The organism is Photorhabdus noenieputensis, from assembly GCF_018448935.1.
Taxonomy (GTDB): domain Bacteria; phylum Pseudomonadota; class Gammaproteobacteria; order Enterobacterales; family Enterobacteriaceae; genus Photorhabdus; species Photorhabdus noenieputensis.
This window is the reverse complement of sequence record NZ_RCWC01000016.1, coordinates 13,602-29,155: the sequence shown is the minus strand read 5'-3', so window position 1 is coordinate 29,155 and position 15,554 is coordinate 13,602. Positions and strand designations below refer to the sequence as shown.

Below are 15,554 nucleotides of genomic sequence, written 5' to 3'. Positions count from 1 at the left end.
CGTGATCTAAAAAAGCCCAGGAAATCCAGATGAATAGTTTGAGTAGATTCATGATTTTCATTCGTGTAGCCGAAGCTCGTAGTTTCACAGCCGTGGCCAATCAACTTGGGTTATCCCCTTCGTCCATCAGTAAAAGCATCTCCCGGTTGGAAGAGAAATTGGGGGTACGCCTGCTCCAACGTAGCACTCGCAGCGTCAGTTTAACGACAGAAGGCACTCTATTCCTTGAACGTTGCAAGCGCATCTTGGACGAAATCACCTCGGCAGAAAATGAATTATTGAGTTCTATCTCTGCACCTCAAGGCCGTTTGCGGGTGAGCCTGCCATTAGTCAGCAGCCTGATGCTGCCCGTATTGTCAGCCTTTACTGTACGTTATCCACAGATAGAATTGGATTTGGACTTTAGTGATCGACTCGTTGATGTCATTGATGAAGGGTTTGATGCTGTGGTGCGAACAGGAGAACTCAATGATTCACGATTGATGAACAAACGTATCGGATCTAGCCGTTTTTTATACGTTGGCGCTCCCAGTTACTTTGCACAATATGGTAAGCCATCACAACCTAAAGACTTACTCCATCACGCCTGCTTGATGCACCGGTTTCCAACAACCAATCTTTTGGAGAAATGGCCGCTATGCTTAGGAGAGTCTGGAGGGGATATACATCTTCAAGCAAAGATGACCTGCAATCATGTCGAAACACTACTTTACATGACACTGCAAGGTCACGGCATTGCCTGTTTGCCTGATTTTACCGTTAAGCAAGCATTGGCTAACGGTACATTATTAACCGTGTTGGATAAATGGTCTGATACTTCGAGTACTTTCCGTGTTCTATGGCCATCTAACCGCTGGGTACTTCCCAAAGTCAAAGTTTTTGTTGATTTCATGGTAGATAACTTATTCCCACAGGAGCGATAGGAATATTGATCAAAAAATTAATCCATTAAATTAAATCGCCTTTAATCTCGCTCGATAATTTACTCAAAAAGTCAACCAAATATTGGGCATTCGATTGTGCGATCTTCTTGCCCTCTGTGGTATTCATCTTTTCAGGGAGCTTCAATAATTTTGTCTGAAAATGATCGATTGTATAGGATTTGTCATCCAACGGGCGATTAAGCGCAAAGGGATCATCATGATGAAAAAGCCCCTGGCCGAGCATACCCGCTATGTAAAATACTCTAGCGATCCCAATGGCTCCTAACGCATCTAATCGGTCTGCATCTTGGAGTATCTTCGCTTCTATTGTTTTAGGCGGTAAGTTTGCACTGTAGCTATGGGTTAGAATGGCATGCTCTACCGAACTATAAAACTCTTTTGGGAACTCTGGAAATTCAATAGATAGAATTTCTACGGCTTCCTGTGCTGCAAGCTTTGAGGACTGTTTTTTCTCTGGATGATTCTTTGGTAATGACACGATGTCATGTAAATAACTTGAGGCAATGATGATTAAAGGCTCACCTCCTTCTTTCTCCATGATTCTTTTCGCATTATTTGCGACACGGATCAGATGCCCAATATCATGAGCATTATCATTAGAGTTTGCGAGTCGATATTTTAAAAACGCTCTTAAGCGCTCTTCTAATATATTGGCTTTCATTATTTTCACTTACTCAAAGATACAATATGTTATCTGTCTTCTGTCTTCTGTCTTCTGTTATCTGTTTCCTATCCTTTAATTACGCTTACCTGATAATTATTCCTTAATTGTCGATTATTTTGCCATTCCTAGATTAGATTATTCATTGCAGATTATTTTTGTAATTTGTGTGATTTGCATCACATTTATCATTTTTTTATCGCTTTTTTCAGTAGATATTTGTGATGTCAATAGCTTGTTCATTCTGATGACTGAGTATAATCAGCGCCGACTCATCGTCAGTGAATGATTTACGTTCAACTGGCATATTTAATTTATTATTAAGTGAACAGGGATTCTTCCAATGCAACTCCTTATGAGCCTGGTCGGGATGGCAGTGCTGATCTTGATCGCAGTACTCTTTTCCAGTAATTATCGTGCTATTAAACTTCGTACTGTTCTTGGTGCCTTTTTGATTCAGGTCGCTATCGGTGCTTTCGTACTTTATGTTCCCGCAGGTAAGAAGATATTAATAGGGATGTCTGAGGGAGTTTCCAGTGTTATCCAGTATGGTCAGAAAGGAATGGATTTTATTTTTGGTGGATTAGTTTCCCCCAAAATGTTTGAACTGTTTGGTGGCGGGGGATTTGTTTTCGCCCTGCGTGTACTGCCTATTATTGTTTTCTTCTCTTCATTGATTGCTGTGTTGTACTACATTGGCGTTATGCAGCTAGTTATCAAAATATTGGGTGGTGGTCTGCAAAAAATTCTCGGAACTTCTCGTACAGAATCTTTGTCTGCGACAGCGAATATTTTCGTGGGCCAAACTGAGGCACCACTGGTTGTTCGCCCTTATATTGCGACCATGACTCAATCTGAACTGTTTGCGGTAATGTGTGGTGGTCTGGCATCCGTTGCGGGTTCGGTACTGGCGGGTTATGCATCAATGGGTGTTCCTTTGGAATATCTGATTGCGGCTTCCTTTATGGCGGCACCAGGTGGCCTGTTGTTCGCGAAATTGATGGTGCCTGAAACTGAAAAGCCACGCGATACTGTTGATGCGATGTCACTGGTCGCTGAAGAGGAGCGTCCTGCTAACATTATTGATGCAGCCGCTTCTGGTGCCGCTTCTGGTATGCAATTGGCATTGAACGTCGGTGCAATGTTATTGGCGTTTGTGGCTCTGATTGCATTGTTAAATGGTATTCTCGGTGGTATCGGTGGTTTGTTTAAATATCCACAACTTTCTCTTGAACTGATGTTGGGTTGGATTTGTGCACCGATTGCTTACCTGATTGGTGTTCCGTGGAATGAAGCAACCGTTGCGGGTTCTTTCATCGGTCAAAAACTGGTTGTGAACGAATTTGTTGCCTTTATGAATTTCGGTGAGTATTTGAAACCGGATGATGTGGTTGCGGCTGCTGGTTTGCAGGTGCTGTCAGATCACACCAAAGCAATTATTTCCTTCGCATTGTGTGGCTTCGCTAACCTTTCTTCCGTTGCTATCCTGCTAGGTGGTCTGGGCGGTATGGCACCGAGCCGCCGCGGAGATGTTGCTCGTTTGGGAATGAAAGCCATAATAGCGGGCACATTATCTAACTTAATGAGTGCAACTATCGCAGGCTTCTTCCTGGCTCTGTAACGTTGTTGAAATAGGCAGGTGGGATAATCCCGCCTGCAATCTATTTTCCTACCGGTTTATCTTTAATTCGTGATGAAAAAGCCGCGCCTTCATACTCTTTGTTTATTAGACGTGAGTTATATTTTTTGTCGTGTATTATTTGATGATAAGTAAGTTGGATTTGCCGGTAAATCCCATGATAAATATAGTTTTATGTGATAAAAATCACATTTGAAATTATTATCTTGCAAATTACATGTAGTTAGTGTGATTGTTAGCACAATTTTTTGAACGTTGAAATGTTCAAATATAAGATATGCCAAATTTCAAGGATCAAGGCGAGGCTCGCATTAAGGACCATAAGCCGAAGAGAGCATAGTGCGGTGAAAAGGAATTCAATCGTCGTGGTAGGCATATTATCGCGACATCTTTAGGGAACAAGTCCGCTCGCCAACAAACAATCGTTTAACAGCATGTGTGGCTCTAGCAGAAGCTAGCCGCGATAATAACGTTGGAGAGTTTTATGACCGATTTAACCGCAGCAGCGCAGCGTGCGCTAAGTTTGATGGATTTAACGACACTCAATGATAATGATACCGATGAAAAAGTGACGGCGCTTTGCCATCAGGCGAAAAGCCCGGTGGGTAATACTGCGGCTATCTGTATCTACCCTCGTTTTATTCCTTTGGCACGTAAGGTATTACGTGAACAGGGCACGCCTGAAATCCGTATTGCAACAGTAACAAACTTCCCACATGGTAATGACGATATTGATATCGCTTTAGCCGAAACTCGTGCTGCTATCGCTTATGGCGCTGATGAGGTCGATGTGGTTTTCCCATACCGTGCATTGATGGCCGGTAATGAACAAGTCGGTTTTGACATGGTAAAAGCGTGTAAAGCTGCCTGCGCGGAAGCGGGTGTGCTGCTAAAAGTTATTATTGAAAGCGGTGAACTGAAAGAAGCCTCTCTGATCCGTAAAGCATCTGAAATTTCAATTAACGCGGGTGCTGATTTTATCAAAACGTCTACAGGTAAAGTGCCGGTTAACGCCACACTGGCAAGTGCTGAAATCATGATGAAGGTGATTCATGAGATGGGCGTGGGTGAAACGGTTGGCTTCAAACCGGCTGGTGGCGTGCGTACCGCTGAAGAGGCTGCCCAATATCTGGCATTAGCTGGTCATATCATGGGTGACAAATGGGCCGATGCCCGTCATTTTCGTTTTGGGGCTTCCAGCTTGTTGGGCAGTTTGCTAACCACTCTGGGGCATCAGAATCAAGAGCAAAGCAGCAATTACTGAGAATTGAGCACTGTATCAGTTACTGTATAACTGTCGAATTTTTCCCGATTTTAATCATGATTAGGAGAATGCTTTGTTTCTGGCACAGGAAATTATCCGTAAAAAACGTGATGGGTATCCACTGAGTGAAGAAGAGATCCGTTTCTTCATTAATGGCGTGCGTGACAATACCGTTTCCGAAGGACAAATTGCTGCGCTGGCGATGGCTATCCACTTCCAGGATATGGTGATGGAAGAACGTGTTGCTCTGACGTTGGCTATGCGTGACTCCGGTACCGTATTGAACTGGCAAAGCCTGAATCTGAATGGCCCGATTGTGGATAAACACTCAACCGGTGGGGTTGGTGATGTGACCTCCCTGATGCTTGGCCCGATGGTGGCGGCCTGCGGCGGTTATGTTCCAATGATTTCCGGCCGTGGTTTAGGTCATACCGGGGGGACGCTGGACAAGCTGGAGGCGATTCCGGGGTTTGATATTTTTCCTGATGAGCGGCGTTTCCGTGACATTATTCAGGATGTTGGTGTGGCGATTATTGGTCAGACCGATTCGCTGGCCCCGGCAGACAAACGCTTCTATGCAACTCGCGATATTACCGCGACGGTGGATTCTATTCCTTTGATCACCGCTTCTATCCTTGGCAAAAAACTGGCTGAGGGGCTGGATGCATTGGTAATGGATGTCAAAGTGGGTTCTGGTGCGTTTATGTCAACGTATGAAGCGTCACAGCAACTGGCGGAATCAATTGTTAGCGTGGCTAATGGAGCAGGTTGTAAAACGACCGCGTTGTTGACGGATATGAATCAGGTTCTGGCATCCAGCGCGGGTAATGCGCTTGAAGTTCGTGAAGCTGTTCGCTTTCTGACGGGGGAAAATCGTAATCCACGTTTACTCGAAGTGACAATCGCACTGGGTGTTGAAATGTTGGTATCCGGCCATTTGGCAACAGACCGTGAAGACGCACGCAATAAACTCCAGTCTGTCTTAGATAACGGTAAAGCAGCCGAAATCTTTGGTCGCATGGTCGCAGCCCAACAAGGCCCGACGGATTTCGTTGAGCGTTATGACAGTTACTTGCCAACCGCAGTTTTTAGCAAACCCGTATTGGCTGAACAGCATGGATTTATTGCGCATATGGATACCCGTGCTTTAGGCATGTCTGTCGTTTCCCTTGGTGGAGGGCGTCGTAAGGCAACAGATCGCATTGATTATAGTGTTGGGCTGAGCAATATCGTTGCTCTGGGTTCAGAAGTTAATGTCGGTACACCCTTAGCTATTATTCATGCCAACAATGAGAATGAATGGCAGGAAGCGGCAAAGGCAGTACGTAACGCTATCGTTCTGGGTACAGAAGCCAAACCAGCCACACCGATGGTTTATCGCCGAATTGGCGAATAATAACCCTACTTATTATTAGATAATGGTGACATTTTCGCATGGTTATACCCTATGGATTTCAAGATGTATCACGACGGCAAGGGAGTGGCTCCCCGGGAGCATAGCGAACTATGTGATCGGGGTGAGCGAATGCAGCCAACAAAGAAGCAACTTGAAAGATAACGGGTATAGCGTGATTTGACGCAGGAGAAAATTTATGAAACGAACATTCATCATGGTATTGGATTCTTTTGGCATTGGAGCCAGTGAAGATGCCGAAAAATTTGGTGATAAAGGATCTAACACCTTGGGGCACATTGCAGAAGCGTGTGCTCGTGGTGATGCTGATGTCGGTCGCAAAGGGCCTCTGTATTTGCCGAACTTAAGCCGTTTAGGTTTGGGGAAAGCGACTGAGGAATCCTGTGGAACTTTCCCTGTAGGCTTGGATAAAGACGCGGACATTATTGGTGCTTACGCTTACGCCAGTGAACTCTCTTCTGGTAAAGATACACCGTCAGGTCACTGGGAAATTGCCGGTGTCCCGGTGCTGTTTGACTGGGGTTACTTCAAAGATGAACAAAACAGCTTTCCGCAGGCATTGTTGGATAAACTGGTAGAACGCGCAAATCTGCCAGGTTATCTCGGTAACTGCCACTCTTCTGGCACGGTTATTCTGGATAAACTGGGTGAAGAGCATATGAAAACGGGTAAACCGATTTTCTATACCTCTGCTGACTCGGTATTCCAGATTGCTTGTCACGAAGAGACTTTTGGTTTAGATCGTCTGTACGAGCTGTGCGAAATCGCCCGTGAAGAACTGACTGATGGTGGTTACAATATCGGTCGGGTGATTGCGCGCCCATTTGTTGGAGACAAGGCGGGTAACTTCCAGCGTACCGGTAATCGTCACGACTTAGCTGTAGAGCCACCTGCTCCTACCGTGCTGAAAAAATTAGTCGATGAGAAAAATGGTGAAGTCGTTTCTATCGGTAAAATTGCCGACATCTATGCGAATGTCGGCATTACGCAAAAAGTAAAAGCGACTGGCATTGATGCACTGTTTGATGCAACGCTGGTGGAAATGGAAAAAGCGGGTGACAACACCATCGTATTTACTAACTTTGTCGATTTCGACTCTTCTTATGGTCATCGTCGTGATGTTCCGGGTTATGCGGCGGCATTGGAACTGTTTGACCGCCGTCTGCCTGAAATGCTGAAACGGGTGAAAGATGATGACATTTTAATCCTGACTGCCGACCACGGTTGTGATCCAACGTGGGCTGGTACTGATCATACTCGTGAGCACATTCCGGTGCTGATCTATGGACCAAAAGTACAACCTGGTTCATTGGGGCACCGCGAAACTTTTGCTGATATTGGACAGACAGTCGCTAAATATTTTGCACTGTCACCAATGGAATATGGCAAATCAATGCTCTGAACCTACTGACTGGCTGCTTTCGAGCAGCCATGTATGACTAAAATAACCATTAAATAAAAAAATAAGGAATTTAATTATGGCCACGCCTCATATTAATGCTGAGATGGGTGATTTTGCAGACGTTGTTCTGATGCCTGGCGATCCATTACGTGCGAAATATATTGCTGAAACTTTTCTGGAAAATGTGCGGCAGGTAAACGACGTACGCGGTATGTTGGGGTTTACCGGTACTTATAAAGGCCGCCCAATTTCTGTGATGGGGCATGGTATGGGTATCCCATCCTGTTCTATCTATGCGAAAGAGCTAATCACCGATTTCGGTGCTAAAGTCCTTATCCGTGTCGGTTCCTGTGGTTCAGTACGTCAAGATGTTCAATTGCGTGATGTGATTATTGGCATGGGGGCATGTACTGATTCCAAAGTTAACCGTATACGTTTTAAAGATCACGATTTTGCGGCGATTGCTGATTTCGATCTGGTCCGTAACGCGGTTGATGCGGCTAAAGCAAAAAACATCAATGTACGTGTAGGTAACATCTTCTCGGTTGAGCTGTTCTATACACCTGATCCACAACTGTTCGATGTAATGGAACAATATGGCATTCTGGGTGTAGAAATGGAAGCAGCGGGTTTTTACGGTGTTGCGGCTGAATATGGTGCCAAAGCACTGACTATCTGTACCGTTTCTGACCACATCCGTACTCATGAAAAATTGACCGCCGAGGAACGCCAGACAACTTTCAATGAAATGATTGAAATCGCCCTGGAATCTGTTCTGTTGGGTGATAAATAATTCTGGTTCTACATTTGCTTTTAATTGCATAAAAAGAACCGCTTTTTATTTAAATGCCAGCCGGTTGAGAAAATTGGCTGGCATTGCTCTTTTATTGAGCGGCTTTTTCCAACGCCTGAGCCAAATCGGCGATGAGATCCTCGGCATCCTCTATACCCACAGAAATACGTACCAACTGTGGTGTGATCCCAGAAGCAAGGCGTTTTTCCAATGGAATAGAGGCGTGAGTCATACTGAATGGTTGGCCGATCAGACTTTCCACTCCACCCAGACTTTCTGCCAATGTAAATAGCTTTAGCTCTTGAATTAACCGGCGGGCATAATCATCATCACCTTTTAAGTGAACAGAAATCATACCACCAAAGCCCTTCATTTGACGTTTCGCCAGTTCATGCTGTGGATGGGAAGCGAGGCCGGGATAGAAGACGGTCTCGATCTGAGGCTGTTGTTCCAGCCAGTGTGCGATCTTTGATGCGCTGTCAATGTGGCGTTGCATACGCAGCGCAAGTGTCCGTATTCCGCGCAGTACCAGGAAACTACTAAATGGATCGAGCACGCCGCCGACAGAGTTTTGCAGGAAACCAAGTTTTTCTGCCAATTCTGCATCTTTTCCGACAACTGCCAGCCCTGCGATCACATCAGAATGACCGTTTAAATATTTAGTGGCGGAGTGCACGACGATATCAAATCCCAAATCAAGTGGGCGCTGGAGATACGGTGAAGCGAAAGTGTTATCCGCCACACTAATAATACCGTGGCGTTGCGCTATTTGTGCGATAGCAGACAGATCAGCCAGTTTCAGTAACGGATTGGTGGGTGTCTCCACCCAAATCATTTTTGTGTCGGGACGAATAGCTGCTTCAAGGCCGGTAATATCATTGGCTTCCACGTAAGTGACACGCAAACCGGCAGTGCGGCTACGTACTCTTTCGAGTAGCCGATAGGTGCCGCCGTACAAATCATCGACGGCCACCACATGGCTATCCTTATCCAAAAGTTCTAGCACCGTAGAACTGGCAGCCAGCCCTGAACTAAAAGCGTAACCTCGGCTACCGTTTTCCAGTTCGGCTATCGCGCTTTCCAGAGCATCACGAGTCGGATTGCCACTGCGGGAATATTCATAACCAGTGTGCTGGCCGGGGGCTGATTGGGCGTAAGTCGATGTTGCATAAATTGCCGGCATTATTGCGCCAGTGTGATCCGGTGTATAGCCAGCGTGAACAGTTTTAGTATCAAACTTGGTCATAAAATCATTCCTAAAAAATCAATTAAGTTGCTGACGCCAGGCGTTCAGCACATCTGTGCGAGTTACCAGCCCAAGAAAGCGGCCATTATCGACGATCAGCGCCACATGTCCGGCGTCGAAAGTTGCCATCAATTGTTGCAAAGAAGCGTTCTTATCTAACGTTTTCACCTGATGAGTCATAGCGTGGCTAACGGGCAGACTAAAATTATGTGGATCAGCCTGCACGGAATGCATCAAATCCCACTCATCGATAATGCCGACTACTTGTTCTCCTTTCAGTACCGGTAGTTGCGAAATCTCATATAAGCGCATGCGGGTATGAGCGGTTTTCAACGTATCTTCTGGCGATATAAAAACCGTAGCGCCATCCTGATAGCGGTAAGTAATATAATCGCTGAGATCGTGCTGTTGCACACGCGATTGGAATCCCTGCTCCAGCATCCAATAATCGTTAAACATTTTTGACAGATACTTGTTTCCACTGTCACATGCTAGCGTAACCACACGTTTGGGGGTGGTTTGAGCACGGCAGTAGCGCAGTGCGGCGGCGAGCAAAGTACCGCTGGAAGAGCCTGCCAGCACACCTTCCTTTAGCAACAAATCACGGGCATTGGAAAAAGCTTCTGCATCACTGACGCGATATGCATGGTGCACTCGACTAAAATCGCCCAGAGGAGGGACAAAATCTTCACCGATGCCTTCTACCTGCCAGCTCCCGGCTTCACCATATTTGCCGCGTTCGATATAGTCCACCAAAATAGAACCATTTGGATCGGCCAGAACAAACTCAGTTTCCGGCGAAACTTGAGCGAAATAGCGGCTCAAACCGCCAAGTGTACCGCCAGACCCGACACCAATCACCACTGCATCGACATTGTGGTCCATTTGCTGCCAGATTTCCGGTCCGGTAGTGGTAGTGTGCGCTGCTGAGTTAGCTGGATTGTTGAACTGATCGATATAAAAAGCACCGGGGATCTCTTGCGCCAGACGCAGGGCATAATCTTGATAATACTCTGGATGGCCTTTGCTGACATCAGAACGGGTAAGACGTACATCGGTGCCCAGTGCACGCAGATGAAACACCTTCTCCCGGCTCATCTTATCTGGAACGACCAGAATCAATTTATAGCCTTTCAAGGCGGCAACCAGTGCCAATCCAATGCCGGTATTGCCAGCCGTGGCTTCGATAATTGTCCCACCAGGTTGAAGTAATCCCTGTTCTTCCGCCTGCTCGATCATGGAAAGAGCGACGCGATCTTTAATAGAGCCACCGGGATTTTGATTTTCCAGCTTAATAAATAATTGACATTGACCGGTATTCAGATGCGTTAACTCCAGCAATGGGGTATTGCCAATCATATCGAGAACAGAGCGTGATGTGGTCATATCATATCCAGATAATCCGTTGTATTCAGATAGTTATGGAGGATAACTCTGTATATGTATTTGTTTGAAAGAATGAATAGCAACCATATATAGCCAAAAGGAATATATTAGTTTTATTTTAGATGTGAAGAAGTATAGACGTTTAGATTTCCAGATTTATTAAAGTGTGAAATAAATAAAACCATTTAATTTACAGTCAGGAGCTAATCAGAATAAAAACGATGATTTTTGGAATAATAAAGTAGTTCACTTTTCAGACCGTTGACAAACCCCGTTATTTTCAATGAGGTTTGCCAACGGTCTGAGTTGATTAGAAATCAGCTTCAAGACTCTGTTAACTCTCATCTAATGTAGGAGTACCCCGACGATCTGAAAAATGCTATTTACACGGAAATTCTTCACCTAAATCCCTTATTGATAACACAGCAAGACGCGTATTCTGACTAATTTTCTCTTTATGCTTAATAGCGTAATCATCACATACTCCCCATATGTCGTTCCTTCCACAAAAAATCTTAGCTTAATCACCGGTTGTTTGCCACATTGTCTATTACTGTTTCAGATATTCCTTTAGTCATATAGTATTCATCTATCAGTTCACCATTTATAAATAGTGAGCTAGTTCTGATGCCAGAAAAAATAAAACCTGATGACAAATATAGCTTTATTGCCAATGTGTTTTTTATTGCAACGGTTAATTCAAGTCTACTAATTCCATTTTTCCGTGACCAATCTTGCGCTTTGTTGAGTAGGGTTCTTGCTATGCCTTTATTTCTATATTCTTTTTTTACTCCAAGAACAATAGAACCCAGATGCCTGTTCCTATTGAACACCCCTCTAGATATAACAATAAATCCAACAATGTTTTTGCTATCTTCGCATATTAACATTTGCCTGTCTTTTCCGAATCCTTTTATTATATTCGTCTGTTCTTCAACACTTGTTTTTCTTTCTTCCGGCTCAAGCAACATAAATTCCGATGTATTATCCAAATCATTAAAAAAAACAATGAGATTGTTTGCATCTTCTACGTTAACTTCTCTAAAAATAAAGATTTTTTTTTCCATAGCGAGTACCATATTAATGAGATTAGAGTATACAATATATTACTGCATACAAAAGTCAATAAGATTTCGAATGATGTCGGGCTAATTAATGTAGAGGTGACTACAAGTACAGTGGTAATGGGAATCACCTTAAGATATACAGATTTTGAATTTGGTGATTTGCTCCTTATTCTGTTAATAATAGATACGGAAATCAAGTCAAAGAATATGACTAATGCACAAATTATTATATCTATTGTTTCTGTTAGCGTATTGAATACCATCAAACTGATTAATGGTGAGACGGTTGAAAAGATAATAAGGTAAAATAAGTTGGTACCTATCGCTATATTTAAAAAATTGTTTTCATCACTTCTGTAATTTGTAGCCAATGAAATAACAGCAGAAAAGCCCGTGACAAATAGGTAATTCATAACCCCCATGTAAACAAATAATTTTGATAATTCTATGTTTGAAATTAATGTCGATACAAACCTTATTAAAATAGACATCAATATTACTAATGATGTAGATGTTAAAGCCTCATTTATTCCTATATTCACAATACCCTTAATGTAAGGTAAGTCAACTTTTTTCCATTTTATAAATTTTATTAATGGGATTGAAGATGAGATGGCCATGTATGCCCTTGAGATACTGATAGCAAGAGCAATAGAAAATATTAAATTACCAGTAAATAGGTATAATGCAATCATGGCGAATACATTTGTTAATATACTGAATGAGTTGACTTTTACCATGTACCTTTCTTGTTTTGTAGACTCTAGAATTGCGCAGTTAACAGAATATATACACAATGGTATAATGCCGATTGATAGTATCAATGCTATTTTTTTTGTTACTGTATGGTCACTGTAATAATGTATTGATATCACAGATATTAAAGTTATTAATAAGCCTGTTATCGTCCCTGTTATTAAAAGCCAAGTGTAGTTTTCGTAAGTGTAGTTTTTATTTTTAATGTCTGACTTTATATTAATGCCGATGAAAAAGGTACATGAAGCAACAACAAATATCTGAACCAATTGGGATGATAGTAAAAAAAATCCGGCATCGTCTGTAGACAATTGATATATTAGTGCGGTAATAATAAGTTGCATTGCCATGTTTAACATTCTACTCTTAAACATTGTTATCGATGGCAATATAATATCCTTGTCAAATATATATAATTTCTTTTCTTCTATCATGAGGTCCATCATCCATAATATCAATCTTAGCTATGTATAATTTTCTTGCAATTGACGCTTTTTTTGACTTTTTTGCTATAAACTTATATCCTTCTACGATCTTTGAGTATATTATTATCTCTTCTTTATCGCTTTTATCAAAATAAGTCCATTGGCTTGCTGAGAAGATTAACAAATCATTAATCATCTCATCTGTAAGGTGCTTTTTACTTTCATGTCTGAAAGATAAAAAGTATGCAAATATTCTCCAATCGAGATGATATTTCCTTTTGTTTGCCCAACGTATAAATTCTTCTACTTCTTCAAAAGAAACTTCAGCTTTAGATCTGCTCAGAGGGTTGTTTAGTACATTAGTTATGTTATAAATCATTAGCTTAGATAGAGAGTCTGATTTATTTTTTGGTAGTTCTAATGCGGATTCTCCAGTTACAACATAAGAGTAACAATTTCTATTGTCTGCATAATTCGATGTCATTAATCCAGTCTCCTAATACAAAATTATCGTCTCTTTCAACAGATAGTGATGTAAGGTTTTCCTTACTTTCTGTTCCCAATTTATTAAAATACTCTAATGAAAGATTAGATATTCTATCTGCATGAGTGTCAACCAAGAAACTAGGGAGTAATGATGTTTCTGCATAACCACCAATGTGAAGATGGTTCATTTCTATATCAAGCCATTCTTCAAATGGGGTTCCCGTGTTTTCTTGTGCAATCACAGCATTTGATATGTCAAACAAAAGTCCATTACCGCATTTTTTTGTCATTTCTTTAAAAAAATCTGGTTGTAGCTTGGCGTTTTCATCAAGTATTGAAGGGAAGTTTTCTAAATAAATTTTTTCGCCAATTATATCTTGCCAAAGGCTTACTGAATCGAAGTATTTATCTTTTTCAGAAGAGTAATCTATTTCACCCATTGTTGGTAAAGGATAGCTATTATGATAAAAAATACCAACATGATCAGATATATATATGGGGTTTAGTTCTTTTTGGAGTAATCTTATTCTTTTCCCTATACTCTCTAAATCTTGTTTGCTTCTGTGCATATATTTAGAGTTCATGATATGAAACGCTATCGGTAATCCTTTGCTTATGTCAAGTATTGAGTCAGGAGTGCACTGCAAAAAGTTATCTATTAATATCTCTATGAAATCGACCTTTCTTAGTGATATTATCTCCTTTAGAATGCTTAGTTCTCTATTTCCAGACCAATTGGTTCCTATTTTCATGATTCACCTATTCACAAAACTTTCGAATGATTTTAAGTAATGAACTGAATTTATAGTTTCATCTTCCTCTTCTTTTGTTAGGCATAGGTTTACTTCACTTTCTTCTATACTTAATATCCAACTAGATATAATCGACTCAATGTTTTCCGACTTAGCGATTTCAATTTCCTTCTTGTTTTTTATGGCTGCTAGCAGAGTTTTTGATAGGTATGATTTCGCATAATTGCTCATGTTGGTATTTGAGGGTTTACTTGTTTCTTTATTTTTTAATAATATTGAATTCAACTTTTCAAAGTCATTATTATAACCAGATAAGTTCTTTAACCAAGAATTTTCTGTGTGCTCAATATTTATATAGCAATTTTTTTTGATTAATTTGCTGGAAACTATTTTCTCAAAAGAATCCCAAACAATATGATGAACTCTTTCTGAATGTCCATCATGAAATGTCCCATCCTTTCCCTCAATTATTCCTGATAGATGAACTTCGACTACATTATCCCAATCTATCATTCCAATAAATATAAGAGGATCAACTTTTGCATTTACTGAATTGATGATTAGATGAGCTAGGTCAACTATTTGTTTAGAATTACTTTCTTTACTTATGTAATTCGCGCTTATTATCGCGTTAGAGATCTCACTTGGTTCACCAGAGTAAAAGTTTGAATTTTCTATCCATGTATCTATCTGATATGTGTGAGAAACCCTTTTTAAGAAATTTATAGCATTTCTTTCTTTCCTTTTACTTCTTTCATAATGGGGAGTAAAACCATACTTACCAATGTTATCTTTTCTACTTCCACACAAATGAAAACCAATGCTAATTGTTTTTTCTGTGTTGATTATTCGTGGCATAATGTTATTAATATAGTTACAGCCTGATTGAATATCTTCTGTTATTGCACTTCTGGCGATATGAAGAGAGAATTTTCCATTGTATCTTTCGAATGGAGTTCTTTTTTCTGCAACTGATAAAATATTGTATGCAGTAATCCCTAATTCTATCATCGATACTTTACTCGGTATGTGTATTTCACCGCTAAGAAAATTAGGATTAAAACCACATGCTATTCTCATGTCTGCTTCCTTATGTAGAACATGGCCAACCAAATTGGTTAGCCATACGCCAATATTTTTATTTATTGTATGAACCGCAGGTCATTTCTTTATCTTCAACTTCAACCTCAATTTCAACAGATGTTTTCTTTTGCATGTTTATATCCTCGATTTAGTTTTAAAAATGACTTTTCATAAAGTCACCCCACTATATAATTTATAATATTCACAGTGTCTTTTTATTTTCTTTTTAATTGTGA

General features: G+C 41.3%; 15 protein-coding genes. 6 read left to right on the top strand and 9 right to left on the bottom strand.

The annotated features are described in order from the left end of the window. Positions 1-29: 29 nt before the first annotated feature. Positions 30-923 carry a LysR family transcriptional regulator gene (locus tag EAE91_RS12355; RefSeq protein WP_214088756.1) on the top strand — a complete coding sequence of 298 codons (894 nt, stop codon included), beginning with the start codon at positions 30-32 and terminating at the stop codon, positions 921-923. 25 nt (positions 924-948) lie between these two features. Here EAE91_RS12355 and EAE91_RS12350 read toward each other — a convergent pair whose 3' ends face one another. Next, on the bottom strand, positions 949-1,605 hold the full coding sequence (locus tag EAE91_RS12350; RefSeq protein ID WP_214088755.1) for a phosphohydrolase: 657 nt from the start codon (positions 1,603-1,605) through the stop codon (positions 949-951). Between the two features lie 355 nt (positions 1,606-1,960). Here EAE91_RS12350 and EAE91_RS12345 point away from each other — a divergent pair, with 355 nt between their 5' ends. From EAE91_RS12345 to deoD, 5 genes are all read left to right on the top strand, one after another. Beyond that, positions 1,961-3,226 carry a NupC/NupG family nucleoside CNT transporter gene (locus tag EAE91_RS12345; RefSeq protein WP_214088809.1) on the top strand — a complete coding sequence of 422 codons (1,266 nt, stop codon included), beginning with the start codon at positions 1,961-1,963 and terminating at the stop codon, positions 3,224-3,226. 502 nt (positions 3,227-3,728) lie between these two features. After that, on the top strand, positions 3,729-4,508 hold the full coding sequence (gene deoC / locus EAE91_RS12340) for a deoxyribose-phosphate aldolase (protein ID WP_214088754.1): 780 nt from the start codon (positions 3,729-3,731) through the stop codon (positions 4,506-4,508). A 73-nt stretch (positions 4,509-4,581) separates the two neighbouring features. Continuing rightward, on the top strand, positions 4,582-5,904 hold the full coding sequence (gene deoA, locus EAE91_RS12335) for a thymidine phosphorylase (protein ID WP_214088753.1): 1,323 nt from the start codon (positions 4,582-4,584) through the stop codon (positions 5,902-5,904). 196 nt (positions 5,905-6,100) lie between these two features. Next, a complete protein-coding gene (deoB, locus tag EAE91_RS12330) occupies positions 6,101-7,324 on the top strand; it encodes a phosphopentomutase (protein ID WP_214088752.1) in 1,224 nt (407 codons plus the stop codon). A gap of 76 nt (positions 7,325-7,400) precedes the next feature. Beyond that, positions 7,401-8,117 carry a purine-nucleoside phosphorylase gene (deoD, locus tag EAE91_RS12325; protein WP_036811781.1) on the top strand — a complete coding sequence of 239 codons (717 nt, stop codon included), beginning with the start codon at positions 7,401-7,403 and terminating at the stop codon, positions 8,115-8,117. A gap of 91 nt (positions 8,118-8,208) precedes the next feature. Here deoD and EAE91_RS12320 read toward each other — a convergent pair whose 3' ends face one another. The 8 genes from EAE91_RS12320 to movA all read right to left on the bottom strand — a co-directional run bounded on the left by EAE91_RS12320 (position 8,209) and on the right by movA (position 15,451). Further along, positions 8,209-9,363: a trans-sulfuration enzyme family protein gene (locus tag EAE91_RS12320; RefSeq protein WP_214088751.1), complete on the bottom strand. Its 1,155-nt coding sequence runs from the start codon at positions 9,361-9,363 to the stop codon at positions 8,209-8,211. Positions 9,364-9,381: 18 nt separating this feature from the next. Continuing rightward, positions 9,382-10,749 carry a pyridoxal-phosphate dependent enzyme gene (locus EAE91_RS12315; RefSeq protein WP_214088750.1) on the bottom strand — a complete coding sequence of 456 codons (1,368 nt, stop codon included), beginning with the start codon at positions 10,747-10,749 and terminating at the stop codon, positions 9,382-9,384. A gap of 524 nt (positions 10,750-11,273) precedes the next feature. Beyond that, positions 11,274-11,816 carry a GNAT family N-acetyltransferase gene (locus EAE91_RS12310; RefSeq protein ID WP_214088749.1) on the bottom strand — a complete coding sequence of 181 codons (543 nt, stop codon included), beginning with the start codon at positions 11,814-11,816 and terminating at the stop codon, positions 11,274-11,276. Then, positions 11,777-13,006: an MATE family efflux transporter gene (locus EAE91_RS12305; protein ID WP_214088748.1), complete on the bottom strand. Its 1,230-nt coding sequence runs from the start codon at positions 13,004-13,006 to the stop codon at positions 11,777-11,779. Before EAE91_RS12305 ends, EAE91_RS12310 begins: the two co-directional genes overlap by 40 nt. Beyond that, positions 12,975-13,481, bottom strand: a complete 507-nt coding sequence (locus EAE91_RS12300) for a hypothetical protein (RefSeq protein WP_214088747.1) — start codon at positions 13,479-13,481, stop codon at positions 12,975-12,977. The genes EAE91_RS12305 and EAE91_RS12300 overlap by 32 nt, the downstream gene beginning before the upstream one ends. Continuing rightward, entirely contained in the window at positions 13,456-14,235 is a 780-nt protein-coding gene (locus EAE91_RS12295; RefSeq protein WP_214088746.1) for a multinuclear nonheme iron-dependent oxidase, read from the bottom strand. Before EAE91_RS12295 ends, EAE91_RS12300 begins: the two co-directional genes overlap by 26 nt. A 3-nt stretch (positions 14,236-14,238) precedes the next feature. Further along, on the bottom strand, positions 14,239-15,315 hold the full coding sequence (locus tag EAE91_RS12290; protein ID WP_214088745.1) for a multinuclear nonheme iron-dependent oxidase: 1,077 nt from the start codon (positions 15,313-15,315) through the stop codon (positions 14,239-14,241). 58 nt (positions 15,316-15,373) lie between these two features. Continuing rightward, on the bottom strand, positions 15,374-15,451 hold the full coding sequence (movA, locus tag EAE91_RS25230; RefSeq protein WP_434086436.1) for a methanobactin-like peptide MovA: 78 nt from the start codon (positions 15,449-15,451) through the stop codon (positions 15,374-15,376). Positions 15,452-15,554 lie beyond the last annotated feature (103 nt).

What these genes read in the sequence shown, in the direction of transcription:
- EAE91_RS12355 (WP_214088756.1), top strand. Translation starts at nt 30, where the DNA reads ATGAATAGTTTGAGTAGATTCATGATTTTCATTCGTGTAGCCGAAGCT.
- EAE91_RS12345 (WP_214088809.1), top strand. Translation starts at nt 1,961, where the DNA reads ATGAGCCTGGTCGGGATGGCAGTGCTGATCTTGATCGCAGTACTCTTT.
- EAE91_RS12320 (WP_214088751.1), bottom strand. Translation starts at nt 9,363, where the DNA reads ATGACCAAGTTTGATACTAAAACTGTTCACGCTGGCTATACACCGGAT.
- EAE91_RS12300 (WP_214088747.1), bottom strand. Translation starts at nt 13,481, where the DNA reads ATGACATCGAATTATGCAGACAATAGAAATTGTTACTCTTATGTTGTA.
- EAE91_RS12290 (WP_214088745.1), bottom strand. Translation starts at nt 15,315, where the DNA reads ATGAGAATAGCATGTGGTTTTAATCCTAATTTTCTTAGCGGTGAAATA.
- EAE91_RS12315 (WP_214088750.1), bottom strand. Translation starts at nt 10,749, where the DNA reads ATGACCACATCACGCTCTGTTCTCGATATGATTGGCAATACCCCATTG.
- EAE91_RS12310 (WP_214088749.1), bottom strand. Translation starts at nt 11,816, where the DNA reads ATGGAAAAAAAAATCTTTATTTTTAGAGAAGTTAACGTAGAAGATGCA.
- movA (WP_434086436.1), bottom strand. Translation starts at nt 15,451, where the DNA reads ATGCAAAAGAAAACATCTGTTGAAATTGAGGTTGAAGTTGAAGATAAA.
- deoC (WP_214088754.1), top strand. Translation starts at nt 3,729, where the DNA reads ATGACCGATTTAACCGCAGCAGCGCAGCGTGCGCTAAGTTTGATGGAT.
- EAE91_RS12305 (WP_214088748.1), bottom strand. Translation starts at nt 13,006, where the DNA reads ATGATAGAAGAAAAGAAATTATATATATTTGACAAGGATATTATATTG.
- deoD (WP_036811781.1), top strand. Translation starts at nt 7,401, where the DNA reads ATGGCCACGCCTCATATTAATGCTGAGATGGGTGATTTTGCAGACGTT.
- EAE91_RS12350 (WP_214088755.1), bottom strand. Translation starts at nt 1,605, where the DNA reads ATGAAAGCCAATATATTAGAAGAGCGCTTAAGAGCGTTTTTAAAATAT.
- EAE91_RS12295 (WP_214088746.1), bottom strand. Translation starts at nt 14,235, where the DNA reads ATGAAAATAGGAACCAATTGGTCTGGAAATAGAGAACTAAGCATTCTA.
- deoB (WP_214088752.1), top strand. Translation starts at nt 6,101, where the DNA reads ATGAAACGAACATTCATCATGGTATTGGATTCTTTTGGCATTGGAGCC.